Origin of the sequence: Corynebacterium auris (assembly GCF_030408575.1) — a bacterium.
Taxonomy (GTDB): Bacteria; Actinomycetota; Actinomycetes; order Mycobacteriales; family Mycobacteriaceae; genus Corynebacterium; species Corynebacterium auris.
The window spans coordinates 2,212,153-2,234,587 of sequence record NZ_CP047047.1; the positions used below are offsets into that span (position 1 = coordinate 2,212,153).

At 63.5% G+C, this 22,435-nt stretch carries 19 protein-coding genes; 8 read left to right on the plus strand and 11 right to left on the minus strand.

What is annotated here, in order from left to right; genetic code table 11:
* Nucleotides 1–5 precede the first annotated feature (5 nt).
* The 9 genes from CAURIS_RS10505 to CAURIS_RS10545 all read right to left on the minus strand — a co-directional run bounded on the left by CAURIS_RS10505 (nucleotide 6) and on the right by CAURIS_RS10545 (nucleotide 10,421).
* Nucleotides 6–491, minus strand: a complete 486-nt coding sequence (locus CAURIS_RS10505; RefSeq protein ID WP_290342012.1) for a hypothetical protein — start codon at nucleotides 489–491, stop codon at nucleotides 6–8.
* The gene (locus CAURIS_RS10510; RefSeq protein WP_290342013.1) at nucleotides 491–2,416 is read right to left on the minus strand and encodes an alpha/beta hydrolase-fold protein; all 1,926 of its coding nucleotides are present in this window, start codon (nucleotides 2,414–2,416) and stop codon (nucleotides 491–493) included. Before CAURIS_RS10510 ends, CAURIS_RS10505 begins: the two co-directional genes overlap by 1 nt.
* 126 nt (nucleotides 2,417–2,542) lie before the next feature.
* Complete coding sequence (locus tag CAURIS_RS10515) at nucleotides 2,543–3,376, minus strand: SDR family oxidoreductase (RefSeq protein ID WP_290342014.1); 834 nt, start codon at nucleotides 3,374–3,376, stop codon at nucleotides 2,543–2,545.
* Nucleotides 3,377–3,383: 7 nt separating this feature from the next.
* The gene (locus CAURIS_RS10520; protein ID WP_290342015.1) at nucleotides 3,384–4,397 is read right to left on the minus strand and encodes an alpha/beta hydrolase; all 1,014 of its coding nucleotides are present in this window, start codon (nucleotides 4,395–4,397) and stop codon (nucleotides 3,384–3,386) included.
* 66 nt (nucleotides 4,398–4,463) lie between these two features.
* Nucleotides 4,464–6,287, minus strand: coding sequence for an arabinofuranosyltransferase AftB family protein (locus CAURIS_RS10525; RefSeq protein ID WP_290342016.1), 1,824 nt, complete (start codon nucleotides 6,285–6,287; stop codon nucleotides 4,464–4,466).
* Nucleotides 6,288–6,297: 10 nt separating this feature from the next.
* Entirely contained in the window at nucleotides 6,298–7,281 is a 984-nt protein-coding gene (locus tag CAURIS_RS10530) for a decaprenyl-phosphate phosphoribosyltransferase (protein ID WP_290342017.1), read from the minus strand.
* Nucleotides 7,278–7,781, minus strand: coding sequence for a phosphatase PAP2 family protein (locus CAURIS_RS10535; RefSeq protein ID WP_019194806.1), 504 nt, complete (start codon nucleotides 7,779–7,781; stop codon nucleotides 7,278–7,280). The genes CAURIS_RS10530 and CAURIS_RS10535 overlap by 4 nt, the downstream gene beginning before the upstream one ends.
* The gene (locus tag CAURIS_RS10540) at nucleotides 7,768–9,678 is read right to left on the minus strand and encodes a glycosyltransferase (RefSeq protein ID WP_290343386.1); all 1,911 of its coding nucleotides are present in this window, start codon (nucleotides 9,676–9,678) and stop codon (nucleotides 7,768–7,770) included. The genes CAURIS_RS10535 and CAURIS_RS10540 overlap by 14 nt, the downstream gene beginning before the upstream one ends.
* A gap of 161 nt (nucleotides 9,679–9,839) precedes the next feature.
* The gene (locus tag CAURIS_RS10545; RefSeq protein ID WP_290342018.1) at nucleotides 9,840–10,421 is read right to left on the minus strand and encodes a TetR/AcrR family transcriptional regulator; all 582 of its coding nucleotides are present in this window, start codon (nucleotides 10,419–10,421) and stop codon (nucleotides 9,840–9,842) included.
* Nucleotides 10,422–10,494: 73 nt separating this feature from the next.
* Here CAURIS_RS10545 and CAURIS_RS10550 point away from each other — a divergent pair, with 73 nt between their 5' ends.
* The 8 genes from CAURIS_RS10550 to CAURIS_RS10585 all read left to right on the plus strand — a co-directional run bounded on the left by CAURIS_RS10550 (nucleotide 10,495) and on the right by CAURIS_RS10585 (nucleotide 19,260).
* Nucleotides 10,495–11,184: a GAP family protein gene (locus CAURIS_RS10550; protein WP_290342019.1), complete on the plus strand. Its 690-nt coding sequence runs from the start codon at nucleotides 10,495–10,497 to the stop codon at nucleotides 11,182–11,184.
* Between the two features lie 100 nt (nucleotides 11,185–11,284).
* The gene (locus tag CAURIS_RS10555; RefSeq protein WP_290342020.1) at nucleotides 11,285–11,602 is read left to right on the plus strand and encodes a hypothetical protein; all 318 of its coding nucleotides are present in this window, start codon (nucleotides 11,285–11,287) and stop codon (nucleotides 11,600–11,602) included.
* Between the two features lie 441 nt (nucleotides 11,603–12,043).
* The gene (locus CAURIS_RS10560; RefSeq protein WP_290342021.1) at nucleotides 12,044–12,268 is read left to right on the plus strand and encodes a hypothetical protein; all 225 of its coding nucleotides are present in this window, start codon (nucleotides 12,044–12,046) and stop codon (nucleotides 12,266–12,268) included.
* Between the two features lie 10 nt (nucleotides 12,269–12,278).
* The gene (locus CAURIS_RS10565) at nucleotides 12,279–13,865 is read left to right on the plus strand and encodes a class I SAM-dependent DNA methyltransferase (protein ID WP_290342022.1); all 1,587 of its coding nucleotides are present in this window, start codon (nucleotides 12,279–12,281) and stop codon (nucleotides 13,863–13,865) included.
* Nucleotides 13,865–15,061: a restriction endonuclease subunit S gene (locus tag CAURIS_RS10570; protein ID WP_290342023.1), complete on the plus strand. Its 1,197-nt coding sequence runs from the start codon at nucleotides 13,865–13,867 to the stop codon at nucleotides 15,059–15,061. Before CAURIS_RS10565 ends, CAURIS_RS10570 begins: the two co-directional genes overlap by 1 nt.
* A gap of 4 nt (nucleotides 15,062–15,065) precedes the next feature.
* Nucleotides 15,066–18,242, plus strand: coding sequence for a type I restriction endonuclease subunit R (locus CAURIS_RS10575; RefSeq protein WP_290342024.1), 3,177 nt, complete (start codon nucleotides 15,066–15,068; stop codon nucleotides 18,240–18,242).
* A complete protein-coding gene (locus tag CAURIS_RS10580) occupies nucleotides 18,242–18,895 on the plus strand; it encodes an abortive infection family protein (RefSeq protein WP_290342025.1) in 654 nt (217 codons plus the stop codon). Before CAURIS_RS10575 ends, CAURIS_RS10580 begins: the two co-directional genes overlap by 1 nt.
* Nucleotides 18,877–19,260, plus strand: coding sequence for a hypothetical protein (locus CAURIS_RS10585; RefSeq protein ID WP_290342026.1), 384 nt, complete (start codon nucleotides 18,877–18,879; stop codon nucleotides 19,258–19,260). The genes CAURIS_RS10580 and CAURIS_RS10585 overlap by 19 nt, the downstream gene beginning before the upstream one ends.
* Nucleotides 19,261–19,284: 24 nt before the next feature.
* On the opposite strand, the gene CAURIS_RS10590 is transcribed toward CAURIS_RS10585, so the two are convergent.
* On the minus strand, nucleotides 19,285–20,505 hold the full coding sequence (locus CAURIS_RS10590; protein ID WP_290342027.1) for an ATP-binding protein: 1,221 nt from the start codon (nucleotides 20,503–20,505) through the stop codon (nucleotides 19,285–19,287).
* Nucleotides 20,506–20,659: 154 nt separating this feature from the next.
* Nucleotides 20,660–22,246, minus strand: a complete 1,587-nt coding sequence (locus CAURIS_RS10595) for a cation:proton antiporter (RefSeq protein ID WP_290342028.1) — start codon at nucleotides 22,244–22,246, stop codon at nucleotides 20,660–20,662.
* Nucleotides 22,247–22,435: the final 189 nt, after the last annotated feature.

A 22,435-nucleotide genomic window follows, 5' to 3' on the forward strand; every position in this document is an offset into this window, starting at 1 on the left:
TCTCCTTAGCAGAGGTGTGCGTGCGCGGTCTCCTCGATGAGCGATGCTAGGGCAGCGGGGTCAAGGTTTGTGCGCCGCTGCTCCACAAGCTGGCCGGCGACCGCGTCACGCGTGAAATCTGTACCCGCGCAGAGGCTATGCCCCGTTGCTGTGATCTGGTCTTCAACTCCCTCCACGTTGACTCCGTTGTTCCTGATCTCATCCAGGAAGCGCTCTTCCTCCGCGGTGTACGTCGACCCAGGGGGCGGGACGGACTCGACCTCACGGGCGGGCTGTTCGGCCTCAGGGGCCGGCGCCGGGGCTTCCGCAGGCTCCGAGCTCTGCGGCGGCTCCGAGGTCTGCTCCGCGGGGCTCGACTCCGCGCTGCTCGTCGGCGTCGCGGAGGCGGCGGAGCTTTCGGTCGTGTCCTCGCTCTCCACCGTCGCCGAACCGCAGGCGGCGAGCGCGAGGCAGGAGGCGACGAGCACGGCGGCCGTACGCAACTGACGCATTAGCGCCCCTTCTCTTGCACGGTGCCGTTGACCTGCTCAAGGGTACCGCGCTGGAAATCGATGGTCAGCCCGCCGGCGGGAATCTCCTTCATGTCGGAGACCGGCCAGCCGAGCCGGCCCTGCTCCCAACCTTCCTTGCCCCACTCGTCGAAGATGTCGCCGTAGTAGATGGCGTGGGCGCCGGTCTGCGGCGACCAGTAGATGTTGCCGCGCTCAAACTCCTGGAAGAACCCGCCCGGAATCGCGCGCTCGTTGCCCTTCGGGTAACCGAGGTCGGAGGCCGCGGTGTTCATCTTGCCGTACTTGGCACCGATGGCGCCGTGCACGATGAAGTGCCCGCCGTTGTTCGGGTTACGGGTGAGGAAGCCGTTCTCGAACTGCTGCACGAAGCCGCCGTTGATGCTCTGCGCCTCGGCGACCGGATACTTCAGGTGGCCCCTTTCGTAGCCGTGCGTCCCCCACGCCCGGAACATGTCGCCCGGGATGGCGTAGGCACCCGTCTGCGGCGTCCAGTAGATAGAGCCGTTCTGGAAGTGGACAAACCGGCCGCGCCCGTCGGGGGTGCCCAGCTCACCCGTGGTGGGGAAGCCGAGCCAGCCGGCCGGGCCATCGAGCGCGTTGTACTTGGCCAGGATCGCGCCGTAGAGCGCGCGCGCCCCGGTGTCCGTGGACCAGAACGCCTGGCCGCCGCGGAAGTCCTCGGCCTTGCCGCCCGCGAGGTCGTACTCGTTGTTCACGCAGGAGCCGATGATGCCGCCCTTGGTGGCCTCGGCGATCGCGCCGATCGGTGCGCAGTCGGCGCCGCGGTCCTCGTCGGGAACCTCCAGCGCGTCGGCGATGTAGGGCCACGCCTGGGTCATCTCGAACTGCCAGTACTCCCAGGAGTGGACGCCGGAGGGGCGGAACCTCACAATGGGCTTGACGTTGGTGCGCGCCGCATAGTTCACGAAGGTCTGCGTGGACAAGCGCGAGATCACCTCAAGGCCGACACCGGCCGGGTTGGCCGCGCCGCGCGCCACGGACTCCGGGGAGCCGAAGTCGTCGCGCCCAGAGCCGGAGGACACGTAGACGACCATGTCCTCGAGGTTCTCGATGCCCAGCTTCGGGTCGTGGTCGATCCAGTCCTGGGAGCCGGGTGGGCCCCACATGGCCTCGGAGTTGTATCCGCCGGCGTCGAGCTGGGCAACCTTGATGGCGGTGGGCATGCCTGTCGTGGTGGTGTCCAGGTAACCGGAGAAGGAGCCAACGAAGTCAAACAGGTGCGGGTTGCGCTCGGCGAGGTTCATCGCCGCGGTGCCGCCCATGGAGATGCCCACGACGGCTCGCTTGTTGTTCGAGCGGAACCGGTTGTTCAGGATCGGGACGAGCTCCTCGGTCAGGAACGTCTCCCACTGGTAGTTCTTGCCGTTATTGGGGCGCTGCCAGTCCGCGTAGAAGGAGGATTCGCCGCCGACGGGCAGGATGACGTTGACGTTCTTGTCCGCGTAGAACTGCTCGATGTTTGTCTCGATGGTCCAGCCGTTCTCGTCGTCGCGGGCACGCAGGCCGTCAAGCGCCCAGACCTCCGGGAAGGTGGCCTCGGGGTTTTGGTGCCAGTCGCGGGCGAGGAGGATCTGCACCTGGATCAGCTGCTCGGGCATGGCCGCGGACTTGATGAACACCGCGACGCGGCGGTTGGTCAGCCACTCGATGCGGTCGACGGACACGCCCTCGGGCAGATTCGGGATCTGCGGGTTGCGGTCAACCTCGATCGGCGTGCGCTTCGGCGGATCCTTCGGTCGAATGTTGTCCGAGATGCCGCCCTGAGAGCTGAAGGGGAGGCTGCTCTGCGCCATCGCGGGAGCGGCGCCGAGGCCGACGGCGATAGCCGTCGGGAGCGCGGCCGCCACAATCCACGTGCGGCGCGGGGAACGGTGATCTCGCATGGTTATCCTGCCTTTTCCTGTATTTCGTTGAGGGAGTCACCCTCCCCGAGGGTTCCCCTCCCCCGGGGCTGGTCTGCTTTCGGACGTATCGGCGTGAAGCGTCGTGCCGTTACACTACACCATCTATTAAGTCTTACTTGAGACTTTAGCGCGCGACACGCCCCGCAGCCCGTGCTTGCGGTTCACGATCCATAGCATCGCTTCCCGCGGCAGCAGCCGCGCCAGCGGGAATACCACCCGCGCAAATGACCCGCACGCGTACAACGCGCGCGGCCGCGCCGCCTCCACAGGCTTCATGATCTCCTCGGCCACGCGCTCAGCCGAAATCCCGGCCCGTTCCGCGGCGTCGAGGCGGGTAATCATTGTCTCGAACTCAGCCCAATAGGGCCCGCGCTTATCGACGTACTGAGTGCGCCGCGCCGACAGACCCGTCGCGATGGAACCGGGCTCCACCACGGCGACCGACACCCCGAAGGGCGCAAGCTCGCGGCGGGCGGCGAGCGCGAAGCCCTTGATCGCGGCCTTCGAGGCGACGTAGCTGGAGCGGTAGGCCAGCGGCAGGCTGGCGAGCATGGAGCCCACCATGACGATGCGCCCGCTGCCGCGCCGGCGCATCGCCGGAAGTAGCCGCTGGGTCAGGTCCACGTGGCCCAGGACGTTGACCTCGAAAAGGCGTTCCAGCGCCTCGCGCGGCAGCTCCTCTACGGGGCCGGACTGCGACTCGCCGGCGTTGTTCACCAGCACCTCGGGCACCCCGCGGGCGAGAATCTCGGCGGCGCACAGTCGGATCGACTCCGCGTCGCCGAGGTCCAGGGCGACGTAGCTCACGCCGGGCAGCGGGTCCGCCACGGACGCGGGGTCGCGGCTGGTCCCGATCACGCTGAAGCGCTCCGACAAGCGCAAAGCCGTCGCCCGGCCAATCCCTGAGGTGGCACCGGTGACGACGGCGAGCGGCTGCATGGCGTGCTTACCAGGCGTTCATCACGTCGAGGATGCGTGGCTTCGTGGCCTCCAACTGGCTGCCGAACTGGTCCCAGTTGTGCAGACCCGTCGGGGTGTACACCTCGGTGAAGTTCAACCCGATCGCGTGAGCCTTGAGCGCCCACACGCGGGTGGTCAGGTTGGCGATACCCTCCAGGGCAATGCCTGAGGCCTGGTGCTCCGGCTTGTACTTGGCGTCAGCCTGGCCCGGGATGGCGGAGCCGGCGGAGACGTAGACGTCAGAGTTGCGCAGGCCCTCCATGTTGAGGAAGGGATCGTTCTCGAAGCGGCGCGGGTTGATCACGGAGCCGTACATTGCGTTGACGTTGTACAGGCCACCGTCGAGCAGCGCGAGGCGCAGGGCAGTCTGGCCGCCCGGCAGCGTCGTGGTCAGGTAGCCCGAGTAGGACAGCACCTGGCGGAACTGGTCGTTGTGCTTCGCCGCCAGGTTCATCGCGGCGGTCGCGCCCATAGACAGGCCGAGGATCGAGTTGTTGTTGCGTGCGATGCCGAAGTGCTGCTGCAGGTACGCGGGCAGCTCCTCCGTGAGGAAGGTCTCCCACTTGTAGATGACCGGGTTCTCGAAGTCGTAGGTGGCCGGCGCCTGCCAGTCGGCGTAGAAGGAGCTCTCGCCGCCGATGGGCATGACCAGGGTGATGTTGTGGGGCTCGAAGGTCTTCGCGGCGTTGACGTCGTTGACCCAGGCGCTAGTGTCGTTCCTGGCGCGCAGACCATCCAGCATGTACAGCGCAGCGTTGCCGCCGCGCGCGGCCGGCTGGATCTGCACCGGGACGTTCCGGTTCATCGCGGGCGACCAGACGTCGCAGCGTTGCACCCAGTACTTGACCGGATCCCACTCGCACGTACCGGTGTTGTCCGGGCGCAGCCAGTCGCGGTTGGCTGCCGAAGCGTTCGGCGCGGTGGCGACTAGGCCGAGCGCGGTGCCCAGCGTGACAAGCAGCGCGATGAGCGCGCGCTTGATGGTTCCCGTCGCGTTCACAAGGCCCCCTCAAGGTCGTTGTCAGTAGAAATCTTGCTAGACGTTATCAATTCGTAGCCTTTTTGGCTACTCCGTGTTCCTGGGCCAGGCCACGCGGGGCCCCTCGCGGCCGACGTCTTCGCCGTCGGCGATGCGCCGCAGCGTGTCCTCGTCCAGGTACACCGATGGGTCGTCGCTCAGTTCAAGCGTGCGACCGCCCTGAAAGGCATATCGCATGTTGTCCAGGAAACGTTTCACCGACATCGGCTCGCGCGAGGAGGCCAGCAGCTCGGCGATCTCCGGGGTGCGCAGCGCGGCCCTCGCCTGCCTGGCCGTTTCCGCGTCAATCCACTCTGGCAGGCCGTCCAGGTCGGTGCCGGAATCCGCCACCTGCCACTCCACGGGCAAGTGCTTGTCGTGCCCGACGCGCCCCTCCGGATCGCGCGGCATGCGCGCCGCCAGCGGCGTAGCCAGGCCCACCGTCTCGAGGACGCGCACGTCCAGGCCCGCGTTCATCCCCGTCATCCCGAGGTTGATGAAGTAGATGGTCAGCGGCTGGTGCTCCAGGTCGGAGCCTTGGGCGGGGAAGCGCGGGCGATAGAACCAGGCGAACGCCTCTGGCTCGGCACTCGTGCGGGCGACGATCATCTGGCCCGCGTCGTTTGCGTGCGCCTCCGCGAGCACCTCGTTCCAGGTGCGCATCAGTTTAGAGTCGAGGAAATCCTCGGCGTAGAGCGGCGGGTCGCCCGGCTCGCGCTGCACGGCCATGGTCCAGAACTCGCGCTCGTCGACCACCCCGAGCTCGTCCGCCGGGCGCTCGTCAATGTCGTCCGGCAGCGGGTGCGCGCGGACGATGACCACTCCGGCCCACACCACCGACGCCGCCACTGCCGCGGCGATCGTCGGCCGGGCGGGCACGGCCATAAGCGGTAGCAGCACCGCGAACAGGGGCAGCAGCAGCATGCGCCCGTGCATGAAATCGCCGCCGACGCGGGTGACGTAGAGCGCGTGCAGCAAAGCGCAGCCGACGACGAGGGCGGCGATGGTCAGGGCGCGGCCGTGGGCGTCTGAAACCAGCCAGACCCCGATGGCGACGGCGACGAGAAGCGGGGCCCACAGCGCGTAGGGCGCGAGGAAGTCCCAGGCGTACTCGGCGCCCTGGGCCCACTCGGCGTCGGAGGCGGACTTCGCCACCGCGGTGTGCGGGGTGAGCAGGCCGTAGTAGCCCATCCGGAAGATCTGGTATGCGGCGGGCACGGGCAGGGCGGCGGCGAGGATGCCGGGGGCCCGGCGCGGGTTGTGCGCCAGAAGCACCAGGCCCGTGATGCCGCCGTAGAGCGCCAGCTCCGGGCGCACCAGCCAGGACAGCCCCGCCCAGAAGGCAAGCCAGTAGCCCACCGGGGCCTTGGCGCGCCGGCCGCCGGGGACTGCCCACGCGACGAGCAGGGCCCACCACACGGCGATCCAAAACAGGCTCAGCCCCCACTCCAGGCCGGAGGTGGTGAAGTCGCGCGCCGGCGGCAGCGCGAAGTAGAGGATGACGCCGAAGGGCAGCACCACGGTCGCCGTCCCCCAGTAGCGGCCCGACGCGAGCGTGGCCACCACCGCGGCGGCAACAGAGAGCAGCAGGGACAGCCACAGGGCGATGCTTTCGAGCCGCGCTCCCGTGAGCCAGCCGAAGGCTGTGATGAGGTACTGCCACAGCGTCGAGGTGTTTGCCTCCACCCGCTCACCCGCGTTGAACACGGGGCCGTTGCCCTCCAGGAGGTTGCGCACGGTGCGCAGGACGATCAGGCCGTCGTCGCTCATCCAGCGCCGCTGCCACCCGCCGACCAACGCGAAAAGGCCCGCGGCTACCGCCGCGAGCAGCAGCGACAGGCGGGCTTTCTGGAACGCTCCCGTTGGTGTCACCCTGGGAAGTTTACTGGGTCAGCGTCGGGACAATGTAGACAGCCATCACGATGCAGAACACCCACAGCAGGGCGAGCGCCTGCAGGACGCGGTCCTCGAGCGCGATCTCGTCCGGGGCGCCGCCCTTGCCGCCGTCGACCTCCGCGGCGTAGCGTAGGATGGCGATGACGAAGGGCACCATCGAAATCTGGTACCAGATCGCGGCCGGGCCCTCGACGGAGGAGGACTGCTGGAAGCCCCACAGGGCGTAGGACATGACGACGGCGGTGGCGGACAGCGTCCACACAAAGCGCAGGTAGGTCGCGGTGTAGCCCTCGAGAGCTTTGCGGATCTTCGCGCCCGTTTCCTCCGCCAGCAACAGCTCGGCGTAGCGCTTGCCGGAGGCCATGAACAGGGAGCCGAACGCGGCGACGAGCAGGAACCACTGCGACAGGTCGATGCCGGCCGCCACGCCGCCGGCCATCGTGCGCAGCATGAAGCCCGAGGACACCAGCGCGATGTCGATGACCGGGATGTGCTTCCAGCCGAAGCAGTAGCCGAGCTGCAGCGCGATGTACACGCCGATGACGACGGCCAGCGAGACACCGTCTGTGGCCAGCAGCGACAGCCCTACCGCGGCGAGGATGAGCACGACGGCCATCGTGTAGGCCACGTTGATCGGCAGCATGCCCGAGGCGATCGGGCGGAAGCGCTTCGTCGGGTGCTGGCGGTCCGACTCGACGTCGCGGGCGTCGTTGACCAGGTAGATCGACGACGCGCCGAGGCAGAACACCACGAAGGCCAGGGCGACGTCGAGCGCGGTGCGGGCGGTGAAGGCCTCGGCGCCGGCCGCGAGCGGGGCGGCCAGCACGAGGACGTTTTTCACCCACTGCTTGGGGCGCAGCCCCTTGATCATCGCGTCCGGCAGGTTCTTCGGCGGGACCCGCTTGCGGACGTCGTCGATGCCCTCGGTGTGGGGTTCGGACTTCAGCAGTGGCTCGTGCGGTTCGCTCACCTGGTCTCCTTCTCCGCCTTGATCGTTGCTGAGGCAACACCCGCGCCGAGGAGGGCACCCGCGAGGGTGTCCGTCGGGTAATGCACGCCAAGCACCATACGCGACAGCATCATCACAGGAACAGCGACATACGGCAGCTTCGAGCCCGTGATGTCCGCCAGGTGCACCGCCGCGGCGGCGGTATTCGTCGCGTGGGAGGACGGAAAGCTCAGCTGGGACGGGGTTTTCACGCCCACCTTCACGCGCTCGTCGTTGGGCCGGGGCCGGCGGACTATGCGCTTGATCACCACGGAGGCCGCGTGCGCCGCGAAGGTCCCGGCCGCCAGGGCCGCCCACTGTCGGCGCCGCTGCTTATCGACGGCCACCCCAGCGCCGCCCACAGCCAACCAGCCCAGGTCGTGCTCGCCGAAGTGGCTCAGGGTGCGCGCCGCCTTCGTCACCGCGGGCGTGAACAGGGTGGACTGGACCGCGACGAGGAGGTCACTCTCACGCTTGCTCATCGAAGATCCTTCCCCAGTTGTCGTGGCTGGTCAGCTCGGGTTTCGCCGCACGGTAGGCGGCCTGCAGCTCGGGCCAGCGCTCCTTGATCTGGGCGTGGAGTTTCTTGGTCTGCGCCAGGAGGTCGTCGCTAAGCTGCTTGTCCCTCTTGCGGAAGGCCACGCCCGTGCCGCCGGCGGTGGAGACGGTCGCGGAGTCGACGCGGGCGAGGGTGAACCAGCGGGCCTCGTCGGCGGTGAGGTTGAGCTGCGGGGCCTGCCAGTGGGCGCGGTCCTCGTCCGTGAGCTGGTGGCGCAGCGCCTTGATCGCCCACGGGATCTTCTTGATCTTGGCCAGGCGCCCACCGATGTTGGCGGTGGGCACGCCCGGCGCGCCGGTCGGCGCCGGCAGGTCCGCCGCCGACGGGATGACCTGAGCGTCCGAGAAGTCCTTGCGCACGTCCTGGATGCGCGGCAGGCTCGATTCGAGGATGTCGAAGAGCTGGTCCGGGCCGGCCAGGAAGTCCTTCATGGCCTCAAGCTGGATGGCCATGGTGGAGTACTCCATGCACATGATGTGCTTGTAGGTGGACTTCAGCATGTTCTTGAGGATGCCCTCTGGGCCCTCGCCCTCGTGGTACATCGCTGCGACGATGAGGCGGTTGCGCAGGTGGAAGTAGGCCTGCCAGTCGATCGCGTCGTCCTTGTCCGCCCAGGCCATGTGCCAAATGGCCACGCCGGGCCACGTCACCGTGGGAAAGCCCGCGGCCTTGGCGCGCAGCGCGTACTCGGTGTCGTCCCACTTGATAAACAGGGGCAGGGGCAAGCCCAGCTGCTCCGCGACGACGCGGGGGAACAGGTTCATCCACCAGCCGTTGTAGTCCACGTCGACGCGGCGGTGCAGCGCGCGCGAGGTGGTCTTGCGCGGGTCGAGCTGCTCCTCGCGCGTGCCCAGGTAGCCGAGCGGGTACGTGGCAAAGTCATGGTCGTAGACCGCGTGGGGGGCCGCGCCCCACATGAACGTGTGCGGGTCGACCGCCTCGCCGGTCGTGCGCAGCTGGGCGCGGTCCTGCAGGTTGAGCATCTGGCCGCCGACGAGGATGGGGCTTTTCGCGTAGCGGGCGGCCTGCACCGCGCGCAGGATGGAGTCGGGCTCGATGGCGATGTCGTCGTCCATGAACAGGATGAACGGCGCGTCCGTGTTGTTCACGCCCTCGTACATGATGCGGGAGTAGCCGCCGGAGCCGCCGAGGTTGCCCTGCTGGAAAATCTGTAGCTTACCGTTCAGTTTCTCCTCGGCGTCGGCGAAATCTGGCTCGTCGGCCGGGTGCTGGGTCCCCTGGTCGGGCATGAGCACATGCGTGATCGCCTCGAGCACGACCGGATCCTCGGACAAGGCGTGCAGCGCATTGACGGCGTCGCGCGGGCGGTTGAAGGTGGGGATGCCCACGGCCACCTGCTTCGGCTGCGGGGGGACCTCGGTGCCGTCGGGCATGATCTGCGCCTGCGGGTGGCGGTCTGCGAACCAGCCGGCGTTATCCACGGTGACCTCGCTGCCGGCCGTGACGTCGAACCACAGCCAGCCGCCGTCCTCGAAGTTGCGCAGCTCCAGAGGGATCTCCACGTGCTCGTCGCGCACCTCGACGCTGGCCACGCTGATGCGCACGCCGTCGTGCTTCGAGCGGTACACCGAAATCGTGGCCGCGCCTTCGACGTCGAGAGAGAGGACAACGCGATCGAGCTGCGACCACCGGCGCCAGTAGGACGCCGGGAAGGCGTTGAAGTACGTCTGGAATGACACCTCCGCACCGGCCGGGATATTCAGCCGGGTACGCTCCGACCAGCTCAGGCGCTCCTTGTTCTGCTCCGCCTCAATCAGGTACAGCATCCGGACGTCGTGCGGTTCACCCTTGCGGGGCATCAAAACACGCGCAAGCGCGCGGTCAGCCTGGGCGGCGTTCGTGGTCTTTTCCACAAGTCTCACTTTCCGTTTCCGGCTCTTTCGGTCCGGCACTGAAACATTCGTGATTAAGCGTAACGGTTCGGACACGGATTCCTCGACCGGCTCGCGGTTGGGTGGGGTTAGCCGGAGAAGAGGAGGCGAAGTCCTTCGCGGAGGTCGGCTAATATGCGGTCGGCCTCCGCTTCGGAAACACGCAGGTTATCCAGGGCGAGGCCGTTGACGAGCGCGGTAACAAGGCGTGCCTTGCGTTTTGCTTCTTCCTCGCGTTCCTCGCCACCGAGCGCAAGGACGATGCGGTTCTGGAAGTCTTCCAGCACCTCCGTATAGAGCTTCGCAATCCAGACCCGGGTCGCAGAGGCGGAGCCGTCGGTGACCCAGATTGCGGCGTCTTCGGAACGCACACCTCCGATCGGGAGGAGCTCGGCAAGCCTCGCCACCCAGGTTTCAAGCCTGCCTCCCCGTTCTGGAACTGCCATTACTCGCTCTCCCTGGCGTTGGATGGAGCGGATGAACGCGTGCGCCAGCAGGGTGTCCTTGTTCGGAGCGTGATATTGCACCGAGCCGGCGGCGAACCCGGATTCCTTCGCCACCTCCCGCACGCTCACGGCATCGAGCCCCCGCGACGCAATGATGCGGATAGTGGCGTCGGCAATCGCCGCGGCCGATTCTGAAAACTGATGGTCCAGGGAAAAGTCATTCATGGTTGCGCTCCAGTCTAGATTATCGTACATTCGTAAGGCATAATACGTTCGTACGAGAGAATTGGAGCAACCCGTGAGCTCGGTCATCCCCGTTATTGGCTTAGCACTGCTTGACAGCCTGAGTCTGGGCACCCTAGTTATTCCCCTTGCGCTCATCGTCCACTGGCGTGCCGTTCGAGTGTCGGCACTTACCGCGTACTTGTTCACCGTCGCGGCGGTCTACTTCCTCCTCGGACTTGGGATGCTCCTCGGGTTCGCAGGACTCGGCTCGGTCGCAGAACGCGTCACGCAGACCGACGTCTTCCCGTGGATCACGCTCACGCTGGGCGCGGCCCTTGCGGTCTTCGGCATCTTCGGCCCCGACCCCACAAAGCCCGAACCCGGGCAGTTGCCTAAACGCGCTGCGGGAACCACAAGTAGTGTGCCGAGCATGGTCACCCTGGGCCTCGGCGCATCCCTTACCGAGGCGGCGACCATGCTGCCGTACATCGCAGCAATGGGCATTATCGGCAGCTGGGATATCCCATCCGTGGCAAAGACCGGGGCAGTGGGTATCTACTGCCTCATCATGATCGTGCCAGCAGTCATCCTTGCGACCCTGGCGCTGCTCTTCGGCCAAAGGTTTTTCCCACGGCTCGAGCGCCTTATCCCCCGCCTGGAGTACGAGGCAAAAGTGACGCTTCTCTGGATCGCCGCCATCGTCGGCATCTACATGGTGGCCCGCAGCGTTGCGACGATCCGCGGCGACCTTCCTGCTCTGTGAGTTTTACCGTCCTAAACGACCTCCATCTCGGCCCGGCTACGGTGCCCCCATTTGTTTTCCTCGGCCCCACCGCCTTCGTGTCTCTGGAATACTCAGCCCCATGAACAACACAGGCAATTCCTCGGGCCGCAACTACGCCGCCGCCGTGGCGTTGATCGTGGTGGCCGCACTGTCTTTCGCGTTCCTGCCCGGAGCGACGGCCGTGTTCATCGGCGTCGCCGCCGCCGTCGCGGGTGCCGTGTTTTTGGTGATGGGCATCCAGGCCGCCAACGGCCGCCACCCCGATCCCCTCGAGCATGACCTTTACGGCCCGCCGGAGACCACCGGATACCTAGCCCGCGAGATCGACTGGGACGGGGATTTCCGCCGCGAGTTCGGCGGGGGCGACACCGGCGGCGCGCCGGAGGCACGTCGATAAGCAACTGCGAAACGGAGTCTCCACCAGAAACACGTTAAATGTCCCGTCCCCCGGATGAGCTGAAAACGTCGTGCGCGAGGTCTGCGCCGACACCTTCGACCTGTCCGCCACAGGTGTGCTTCTAAAGGACTTCTTCAATTTCCGGATGCTGCGAGAACCTTGCAGGGCAAGTGGAGAACGGTATGCGCATGTGAGTGCACTACCGGGCAAGAAAGTGCCGAAGCCCCCGAAGATACAGGCTCCGCCGCAGCCGAGGACGCCGCTGCCGCTTTCGTAGGCAACTACGAAGCCAGCGATGTTCTCCGCCCCGGCGGCATCCTAATGCCACGAGTCGGAGAGCTTCCAGCCCGGGCGCACCAGGACGACGGCAAGACCTGGGTCCCAGCAGACTCCCTCTTCGTTTCTCACCCCTCCTAGGATGAATACGACCCAGATTTCAACGTGGCGTGGCTCAATGCTCCGGTAAACATCGATTCCGTCGGCAGGGTTCCGCGGCACCTGCCGGTTGCCCGCATTGCCATCCCGGGGCTCTATAGCGGGCAGCGCGCCGTAGATACGGAGACTCACCGATCCCTCGACAACGCCCGCACGGCGGCGCGCCAGCTCGAGCGTGAAGCCGAACACGCGAGCGACGCCCTGCTCAAACTCGTCTTCTCCGGAAAGTAGGCTCCCAACTATGACTCCCACCCCCGTCAAAGAGTTCCAAGACACCTTGTGGAAGGCGGCCGATAAGCTGCGCGGCTCCATGGATGCCTCGCAATACAAAGACATCGTCCTCGGACTCGTGTTTCTCAAGTACGTCACCGATGCCTTCGATGCACGCCGCCAAGAGCTCCGAGCCGAGCTCGAGGAAGAAGGTGCCACCGAGGAGGAGATCCTGGAGGAGCTTGAGGACCGCGACGCCTATCTGGAAAAGAACGTCTTCTGGGTCGCGCCTGCTGCTCGCTGGGACTTTCTGCAGCGCCACTCCAAGGGCAAGACCGAGGAGGCTGGCGGCGAGTTCAAGGCGATAGGCAAGCTTATCGACGAAGCCGCGGAAACCCTCATGGCCGACAACCCCACCCTCGAGGGCACCCTGCCGCACAACTACAACAGCGAAAGCGTGGACCAGCGCCGCCTCGGCGAGCTCGTCGACCTCTTTAGCACCACCCGGTTCACGGCCGAAGGCCCGGAGCGGGCCCGCGACCTGCTGGGTGAAGTCTACGAGTACTTCCTCGCTCGCTTCGCTTCCGCAGAAGGCAAGCGCGGCGGCGAGTTCTACACCCCTCGCCCGGTGGTTCGCACGCTCGTGGAAATCCTCGAGCCGACGGAGGGCCGCGTCTACGACCCGTGCTGCGGTTCCGGCGGCATGTTCGTTCAGGCGGAGAAGTTCCTGGACGCGCACGACAAGGATCCGTCCGCAATCGCGATATACGGCCAGGAGCTCAACGAGCGCACGTGGCGCATGGCCCGCATGAACCTCGCCATCCACGCACTGAGCGCGAAGGGGCTTGGTGAGCGCTGGGGCGACACCTTCGCCCGCGATATCCACCCCGGCGTCGAGATGGATTACGTGCTGGCCAACCCGCCGTTCAACATCAAGGACTGGGTCCGCAACACCGACGACAAGCGCTGGATCTACGGCGTGCCACCGGAGAAGAACGCGAACTTCGGCTGGATGCAGCACATCATTTCCAAACTCCGCCCCCAGGGCGAGGCGGGCGTGGTGATGGCCAACGGCACCATGACCTCGAACACCTCGGGCGAGGGCGAGATCCGCAAGAACATGCTCGAAGACGACATTGTCTCCTGCGTGATCACGCTGCCTTCCCAGCTCTTCCGCGGCACCCAGATACCGGTGTGCGTATGGTTCTTTGCCAAGAACAAGGGCCCAGGTTCGAAGGGCACCATCGACCGCCGCGGGCAGTTCTTGCTTATCGACGCCCGCTCGCTCGGCCACATGATCGACCGCACCGAGCGTACGTTCTCGGACGAAGACATCCAGAAGATCGCGAACACGTTCCGCACCTGGCGCGGACGCGAATCCGCCGAAGGCGAGTACGAAGATGTCCCCGGCTTCTGCAAATCGGTGCCGCTCGAGGAGATCCGCGAGGCAAACTACGCGCTCACCCCGGGCCGTTACGTCGGCTTCGCCGAAACCGAAGAGGACGACGAACCGATCGACGAGAAGATCGCACGCCTCACCGCCGAGCTCACCGCAGCCTTGGACGAATCGGCCCGTCTCGATGCCGTCGTCCGCGAGCAGCTGGGGAGGTTGGGGTAGTGGCGACCATTCGAGATCTGTGCCTGACGATCGGGTCAGGTGCGACGCCGAGCCGGAAGCAAAACGAATTCTTTTCAGGCAGTATCCCTTGGTTGAAGACTAAGGAACTTGCTGATGCTGAAATCCTGGACACGGAAGAGCACATCTCGGAACGTGCATTGGCTGAATCCTCATGCAAGCTCCTGCCGCCTGGGACCGTTGTGATGGCTATGTACGGCGCGACGGTTGGCAGACTGGGAGTGATGGGCCGGGAGATGACGACTAACCAGGCTTGTTGCGCAATGGTGGCAGATCCCAAACTGCTCGATAACCGTTACTTGTTCTATTGGCTAAAGAACAGCCGTAGGCGGATCCGCGATCTAAGTAACGGAGCTGCGCAACAGAACCTAAGCGTGAGAACCATCGGGGCGATAGAGATAGATCCCCCACCAATCGAAATTCAAGCTCGCATAGGTGCCGTTCTCAGATCCCTCGACGACAAGATCGCGGCGAATTCTCACACAGTTAAGATGGCCCTTCAGCTCCAACTCGCGGTTTGGCAAACACACACCGAGAACGCAGATCTGATCCCGCTTGTCGAAGTGGCCGGACCGGTTTTGGGAGGCACTCCGCCGCGTAAAGACGAAGCCAGTTGGAACGGGGGTCACAAGTGGGCTTCCGTTGCCGATATAACCGCAAGTCCAAGATCCCACCTACTGACTACTGTCGAAACGATTTCGGATGTGGCTGCGAAAAAGAAGCGGTTTTCGCCCTTGCCTGCAGGGTCCGTCTTGCTGTCAGCTCGCGGCACCGTTGGAAGCGTAGTTTCGATAGTAGGTCCAACATCATTCAACCAATCGGCTTACGGGTTCGAGGCTAAGCCAGGATTCGATGCTGCACTCCGTCTAGCTGTCATGTCGGCGGTTAAAGAATTGCGGGCCAAATCCCACGGGTCGGTTTTCTCTACAATTACGAAAACACAAATACAGGAAGCCTTAGTTCCGTCTGTATTCAGTGATCACGCGCAGCCCCTCCACCGAAAGCTCAACACTTTGGAGGACTTGATTGTCGCGCTCGAGAGAGAGAACCTTATCCTCGCCAAAACCCGCGATGAGCTGCTTCCGCTCCTCATGAGTGGAAAGATCACGGTGAAGGAAGCGGAGCAGGAAGCCACCGCTGCTGGCCCGGATATTGCAGGTGAGGAGAGCGAGGCGTAACACCATGGTCTACAGCGAGGCAGCATTCGAAGTCGACGCGCTCGACTTGCTCGGCGAGCTCGAGTGGAAGCCGGTCAACGGCAAAGAACTCGCTCCCGGCAGCGGTGAGCGTGACAGTTGGCGCGACATCGTGCTTCGTGGCCGCCTCCTCAACGCTCTGCGCAACCTCAACCCCGACGTACCGGACGAGTATTTGCAGCAAGCGATGGCTGAGGTGGTTACTGCGCAGTCGCAGAGCGCTATCGCTGAGAACCGCCGTCTGCACGAGATCTTGGTCGAGGGGTACCGCGGCATCGAGTACTATGACGCCGACGGGAAGCGTCAGAACCCGACCATCACCTTCTTTTCCCGCGACCCGTCGAAGAACGATTACATCGCGGCCAACCAGATCACCATCCGGAATCTGGATAAGGAGCGACGGTTTGACGTTGTGCTGTACGTCAACGGGATGCCGCTAGCGATCATCGAGTTGAAACAGTCCGGTTCCACGGCCACCGTCGAGAATGCGTTCAACCAGCTCCGAACCTACGTTGAAGAATTCCCGATGGCGTTCCGCTTCGCCAACATCGTCGTAGCCTCCGATGGCATCGATGCCATCTACGGCACGCCATTCACCCCGCGCGAGCACATGAGCACATGGCGTGTCGACGATGACGGGGAACCATTTGAACAAGGTCCCCTCGTCATCGTTGACGGCGAGCAGATGACCGAGTTCGACATGCTCATGTGGGGCCTGTTCAACGTAGAGCGCTTCGGCCAGATCTTCGTGGATTTCACCGCGTTCGATGAAATCGACGGGGAACTACGCATGCGTGTTGCTAAACCACACCAGTACTTCGCCGTGACCAAGGCTGCTGGCAGAACCATCCAAGCCGCCCGCAGCGATAAAAAAGCAGGCGTGGTGTGGCACACCACCGGCTCCGGTAAGTCCATGGAAATGGAGATGTACACCGCGAAGATCATGCGCGACTCGCGCTTGGATTCACCGACTATTGTTGTGCTGAATGACCGCAATGAGCTGGACAAGCAGCTTTTTGACACATTTTCGGTCTCAACCCTGCTGCCCGAAGATCCAATTCACATTTCAAGCCGAGAAGACTTGCGCGAGCAGCTGAGTCAGCGCCGATCCGGTGGAATCTACTTTGCCACCCTGCAGAAATTTGGTCTGCAGGGTGCGAAGGAGGAACGCGAGCTGCAACACCCGGTGCTCTCAGAACGCCACAACATCGTGGTGATTTCGGATGAAGCGCACCGCTCCCACTACGGCTTCGGTGACACGAACGCGGACGGCTACGCTCATCACCTGCGCACAGCGCTGCCAAACGCCACCATGATCGCGTTCACCGGCACCCCGATTGACGAGTGGGACAGAAACACCCGCGAAGTCTTCGGCGGCGAGATCGACGTGTACGACATGAACCGCGCTGTCGCGGACGGCGCGGTGGTTCCGGTCTACTTCGAGCCGCGGTTGATCCCGCTTGAACGCATCCAAGGGATCACCGATGACGAGATCGATGACGCAGCTGCGAACATTCTCGCGGACATCGACGACGACGATCGAGAGAAAGCGCAACGCTCCGTCGCGGTGCTGAATACCGTCTACGGTTCTGACCAGCGCCTGAGCGCTCTTGCGCAGGATTTCGTGCGCCACTGGGAGGACCGCCGAGAGAACATGCGTCAGTTCATCGGCGGGCCCGGTAAGGCAATGATCGTGGTGCAAACCCGCGACATAGCAGCCAACCTGTACGAGAAGATCATCGAACTACGGCCGGATTGGCACGACGATGACGATCTCAAAGGCAAGCTTAAGGTCATCTACTCAGGTGCCGCCTCTGACCCGTCGCATCTGCAGAAGCACGTCCGCAACCAAAGCCGGATGGATGCGATCAAGGACCGGATGAAAGATGCCGATGACGAACTCGAAATCGCCATCGTGCAAGGCATGATGCTCACTGGGTTCGATGCTCCCCCACTACACACGCTGTACCTTGACCGCCCCCTCAAGAGTGCGTTGTTGATGCAAACGCTCGCGCGTGTCAACCGCAAGTTCCGGCAAAAGGAAAGTGGGCTGTTGGTGGCGTACGCCCCGCTCATCGACAATCTTCAGGCGGCTATCGCGGAATTCACCAAGAGCTCGTCCGCCGAGGATGAAAAGGTGATCGGCCAAAGCATCGAGGAAGCGCTGGTGATCGTTCGCGGATTCGTCGAGAAGCTCAATGCCCTTGCAGGCGAGGAATGGCGCAAGCTCGAAGCCATCGGCGAGCAACGCCAAGCGCGCCTGCAGTTGCTGGCCAAATTACGCAATCCGCACACGGTTGATGAGAACGGGCGCTACCCGCTGGCAAAGGAGTTCAACTCTAACGCCGGCAAGTTGGCAAGGGCGTGGGCGCTCGCGTCCGGGAGCCCGAATGCCAACGAGTACCGCGCCGACGTTCGGTTCTACTCGGACGTGCGCAACCAGCTGATCAAGATGGAAGCCGCCGATCGCCGGGCTAACGGGGAGCCGCTGAGCGAGGAGATCACCACCTTGCTCAGCCAACTCGTCGTGGAGTCCACAGCGTCCTCGCAGGTGATCGACGTCTACGGTGAGATCGGCCGCGAGCTACCCAACCTGCAGGACCTGAACATCGAGGCACTCAATCTCAAGTCCAGGGACGAATCCGAGACCGCATTGCTTATCGACGCCCTCCGGCGCGACCTCCTCCAAGAATCCCGCAACGCCACCGGCAACAATGAAGTGAGAGCAAAGCAGTTCTCCGAACGTATCCGCGAACTGATGAACCGGTACACCAACCAGCAACTCACCTCGGCGGAAGTGATCGCCGAACTTATCGAGCTGTCCAAGGAGATCGTCGCGGAGAGCAATCGCGGTGAGCAGTTCAGCCCACCCTTAAGCAACGACGAGCTCGCGTTCTACGACGTGATGGCCACCAACGGGTCTGCCGGCGAAGCGCTCGAAGACGACGTTCTGGCGCAGATCGCGCGCGAACTGGTGGCTGCCCTTCGACGCGACGCGAAAACGGACTGGACGGTACGCGACGACGTGCGCGCCAAGCTGCGCCGCTCCATCAGAACCCTGTTGCGCAAGCACAAGTACCCGCAGGAACAGCGCAACGAAGCCGTCGTGCTTGTGCTCGAGCAGATGGAGCGGTTTGCGCCGCGGTGGTCGGAGGCAGCGTAATGACAACAATGCTGCTCAAGTATCGCGAAGTCGATTTCGAACGCCTTCAGCATTTCGACGATAGCAATTGGGAGGGACTGCTTTTGGAACAGCAACGGTTCGATAGAGCAGTTCTAGCGGAGGATTTAGGGGATGTAGTCGGATCTCTCAAGACGATGATTGAAAGCATCTCCAAAACAGTTCTGGAACTAGGAGGGGAATCCCCGAACAACAAAACGACATTTCCTGTAGTTTTTCAATCAGCGCACGCCAAACTGCTCGATCAATCGATTGAAGGGCACAACGTTAAGGGGCCCTCCAGAAATGTCCTTGAGCAGGCAAGGAAGATGATTCTTTCCTTAGACGAGATACGAAACCAATCTGGCTCTGGGCACGGCCGAACTATCTTGCCCGACATTAAGCTCGACACAGTTGAGGTTCTTTCCGCAATTGCATTTTCATGGATTCACTGGGGGCTTCCACGTATCGACAAATTCGCAGAAGGTCGGCCTGATGTTCTTATCAGGGATTTGATAGTGATAAACAACACTTTCACCCGTGGGCTGCTGGTCAATCGGCTGTTGGACGCCAACCTCGACAAGCTCGAGCCACAGCAGCAGAGAGAGAGATTGGACTTGCGGTCGCAAGACGCGGCATGCAGGGAACGTTCGTAGTTTGGGGCGATGGAGTCGAAGATTGTGCGAGATCCGACTCAATCAAGGACTGGCCAGTCGGTTATCGCGAGGGTGTCTTTCAAGGTCTTTACACCGACAAATTCGGAAATCTTCATGCAAATCTATCCTCGATTCTGGCCAGCCTGCGGGTCATTGATCCCATCCCAGACATCGAGGAACTCGTGAAAGAAACAGTAGAAGCGTGTAAAGCCTCGGTACCCCTTCACCCCGAACGAGCATGGGACGACCTCGTCACGAGACAACGTCTGGATGCAGCCTTCCAACAGCAGATTGAACACCGAAATGCTGAGGAAGCTGAGCAGCTGCGGCAGCTAAAGGCCACACTTGGGTTACCTCCCTTCTAACGTGCGGTGCGCCGTGCATTTTTGCTACGGACCCAAAGCCCCAATAGGAATTACTGCAACCCCGTCGCTCCGGCGTAGTGCGGGTCCTCCCGAGGTGATGACCACCAAGGCTGGGTCGTCCTCAAGGTGCCCTGCAAACCGCTTGAGTGTGCCGGCTGCATGCTCAATCACCTCCGGGGTGTAGCCCAATTTCACTTCAACAAGCACGTCTCGGCCGCCAACGTTCGCGACAGCGTCGACCTCTAGTTTCGTGTTTAGCCGAGCGTGGTACACCGTTCTTCCAGTTAGCGCACGAAGTTCGTGCACCACTAATGACTCAAAGAGTTGGCCGAAGTAAGCGGGATCCCGAAGTAGATGCTCAGGCCCTCGGTCCAACGCTGCCATAGCAAAGCTGGGATCAGCGAGATGGCGTTTCGGTGCCTTCCTCAACGTCGCCTTGGAACGTAAGTGCGTGAACCAAGCAGGCTGATCCACGGAGACGAAGATCCTCGCAAGAGCGTCGAGATAGTCGCGTGTTGTTTCCCGTGAGGTATCTGAATCTGTGGCGATGGTTTGCAGCTCCAGTTCGGTGCCCACACCACGAGCTAACGAACGGATCATTCTCCGCACTCGCTCTGAATCACGATTCACGCCGCCAACTGTGTGGATGTCCACGTCCGCAACGGTTTGTACGTAGTCCCGGACGTTCTCCAACGAATCATCAGTCGGGAGACCAACGTTGTAAGGAAGGCCGCCCCGGCACACGCGTTCCGCCAATTGAGGCAGTGTTAAGTCCGGTGTCGAAAACGGCAATGGGTCACCTGCAACCGCAGCGGCAAGTGAAACCGACCCATCCGATTCCCCGGTTTCAAAGAGGGTCATAGTCGACATCGTCATTCGCGCGAACCGGCCCGCACCCGAGTGGCTCGTCGCGTCCGCCCCAGGGGCCGTGGACCCGGTGAAGATGAACTGCCCCTTCGCCTGACGTTCATCAATAACGTGCCGCGCGAAATCCCACAATCTCGGCTGCAACTGCCATTCGTCGATGAGTCGCGGTGTGGCACCTTCAAGCAGTAGCCGCGGGTCGTTATCCATAGCGAGGGTGACTCCGGGATCAGTCTCTACATCAAGAAAACTCGCTGCTTGCTGTTTCGCCGTCTCTGTTTTCCCACAGCCTTTCGGCCCCTGTATAAGGACACCACCCTGTCTGCGGAGCGATCGCTCCAATTCGGCATCCGCCAATCGTGGAATATACCCGTTCACCATATGGCAGCATAGTAGCAGCTACGAGCACCTACATGGCGTTTTGAAAGGGGCTTGCTTGGCGTTTTGAAAACAGACCACTTGGCGTTTTGAAAGCGGTTTACTTGGCATTTGGGAAACGGGGCGGGCCAGAGGCTCGTCGATAGGCAAAGGCCCCTTACTTCTCCCGCATCGAACTCGGTGCGGTGAGGGCCTTGCGGTCGCGCGCGAGGATGAGGCGGTCCAGGTCCGCGATCACCGCATCGACGTCCGCGGGGTTGTACTTGCGCTCGCGGCGCGCCAGCTGCAGTTCGCGGCTGGCAGCGCGCAACGCGACCTCCTGCAACCGCGCAGCCCCCGCGCGGGCACGGTCGAAGGCAGCCTTGCGTTCCTCCGAACCCTCGGGGTCCTGCAGGCGCTGCTCCGCGATCGAGTCGAGGCGCTCCTGCATCATCGCGTACGCCTCCGGCGCGTACTCCTCGCCGTGCTGCTTCACGGCCGTGCGCGCCGCGTCGAAGGCGCGCTGGTTCAGCTCCTCGAGCGCCTTGTCGCCGGCGGGGCCGTTTTGCAGGTCAAGCTTATCGACGAGCCACGGCAGCAACAGCCCCGGCACCACCATCGTGCAGGTGAGCACGGTCAACGCGATGACAGAGAGCTCGTGGTGGTAGCTCGTCGCCGACGCTGGGATCGCCAGCACGAGCGCCAGCGTGACCAGCCCGCGCATGCCCGCCCACGCCATGAGCAAGACCTCCTGCAGGCGCAGCGGGGAGACGTTGGTGTGGTGCTTTTTCTGGTTGATCTTGTACAGCACCCACATCCAGACAAAGCGCACCGCGAACGCGACGACGGACAGGACCACGCCCACCTTCACCGCCTGCCAGATGTGCGTGCCGGCGGTGCCGAGCGCGTCGCGCACACTCATGCCGATCAGGCCGAACGCCACGCCGGTGAACAGCAGTTCCACCGTCTCCCAGAAAAAGTGTCCGGTGAGACGGTCCTCGGCGGTCATGGCCGAGCGCGAGGACATCTCCACCGCGGCGATGACGATCGCGATGACGCTGGAGGCGTGAATGGCCTCGCAGCCGGCATAAATGGCGAATGGGAGCACCCAGGTAAACGCGGTGCGAATCACGGAATCGGGTACGGAATTGGCGAACATGGCGGCCAACCTGCCCACGACCAGGCCGATCAGCACCGCGGCGATGGCGGTGTAAAGGAACTGCAGGGCGCCTTTGCCGAAGTCGACCTCGCCGTGCGCGACCGCGGCTGCCATGGCGACGTTGAAGGTCACGATAGAGGCGGCGTCGTTGAACAGCCCCTCCGTCTGCAGCGTGCCGGTGATGCGCTTCGGGATGCCCGCCGGGCCCGCCACTGCGTCTACCGCCACCGGATCCGGCGGGGCGATCGCGGCGGCGAGCACCATCGCGGTAGCTAGGCTCAGCCCCGGCAGCATCGACATCGCCGTGGCGGTCAGCGCCGCGACGGTGAGGAATACCAGGATGACCGACATGGTCAGCACCACGTTGAGCTGGGAGCCGATTTGCCCCCAGCTCGTGCGCCGGGCTAGCGACCACAGCAGCGGCGGCAGGAAGATCGGCAGGATCAGGTGCGGATCGATGGACACCGTGTCGATGCCGGGGATAAAGATCACCGGCGCGACCACCACGGTCAGAAGCGCCGGCCACGGCAGGCCGGTGCGCTCACCTACGGCGGCGACGAGGACGGTGGCCAGCAGCAGGCCGATTAATGCTATGAAAGTTCCCACGGTGGGTCAGTTGACGGTTTCCGATATACGCCCCGCTGCTCTGGTTGACTCGGCTCGCTTGCGTTATTATCCTTGTGTTCATCAGCTGGCCAGGAGGCGTGGTTATTTTCCACAACCTGGTCGGCGTCTTGCTTTATAAAGGGGGGGGGGATAGGTTTTGGATCCAGCGGAGTTGGAACTCGACGTTCT

Coding starts and splice junctions, on each gene's coding strand:
- CAURIS_RS10505 (WP_290342012.1), bottom strand. CDS start 491: ATGCGTCAGTTGCGTACGGCCGCCGTGCTCGTCGCCTCCTGCCTCGCG.
- CAURIS_RS10510 (WP_290342013.1), bottom strand. CDS start 2,416: ATGCGAGATCACCGTTCCCCGCGCCGCACGTGGATTGTGGCGGCCGCG.
- CAURIS_RS10515 (WP_290342014.1), bottom strand. CDS start 3,376: ATGCAGCCGCTCGCCGTCGTCACCGGTGCCACCTCAGGGATTGGCCGG.
- CAURIS_RS10535 (WP_019194806.1), bottom strand. CDS start 7,781: ATGAGCAAGCGTGAGAGTGACCTCCTCGTCGCGGTCCAGTCCACCCTG.
- CAURIS_RS10540 (WP_290343386.1), bottom strand. CDS start 9,678: ATGCCCCGCAAGGGTGAACCGCACGACGTCCGGATGCTGTACCTGATT.
- CAURIS_RS10545 (WP_290342018.1), bottom strand. CDS start 10,421: ATGAATGACTTTTCCCTGGACCATCAGTTTTCAGAATCGGCCGCGGCG.
- CAURIS_RS10555 (WP_290342020.1), top strand. CDS start 11,285: ATGAACAACACAGGCAATTCCTCGGGCCGCAACTACGCCGCCGCCGTG.
- CAURIS_RS10565 (WP_290342022.1), top strand. CDS start 12,279: ATGACTCCCACCCCCGTCAAAGAGTTCCAAGACACCTTGTGGAAGGCG.
- CAURIS_RS10575 (WP_290342024.1), top strand. CDS start 15,066: ATGGTCTACAGCGAGGCAGCATTCGAAGTCGACGCGCTCGACTTGCTC.
- CAURIS_RS10580 (WP_290342025.1), top strand. CDS start 18,242: ATGACAACAATGCTGCTCAAGTATCGCGAAGTCGATTTCGAACGCCTT.
- CAURIS_RS10585 (WP_290342026.1), top strand. CDS start 18,877: ATGCAGGGAACGTTCGTAGTTTGGGGCGATGGAGTCGAAGATTGTGCG.
- CAURIS_RS10590 (WP_290342027.1), bottom strand. CDS start 20,505: ATGGTGAACGGGTATATTCCACGATTGGCGGATGCCGAATTGGAGCGA.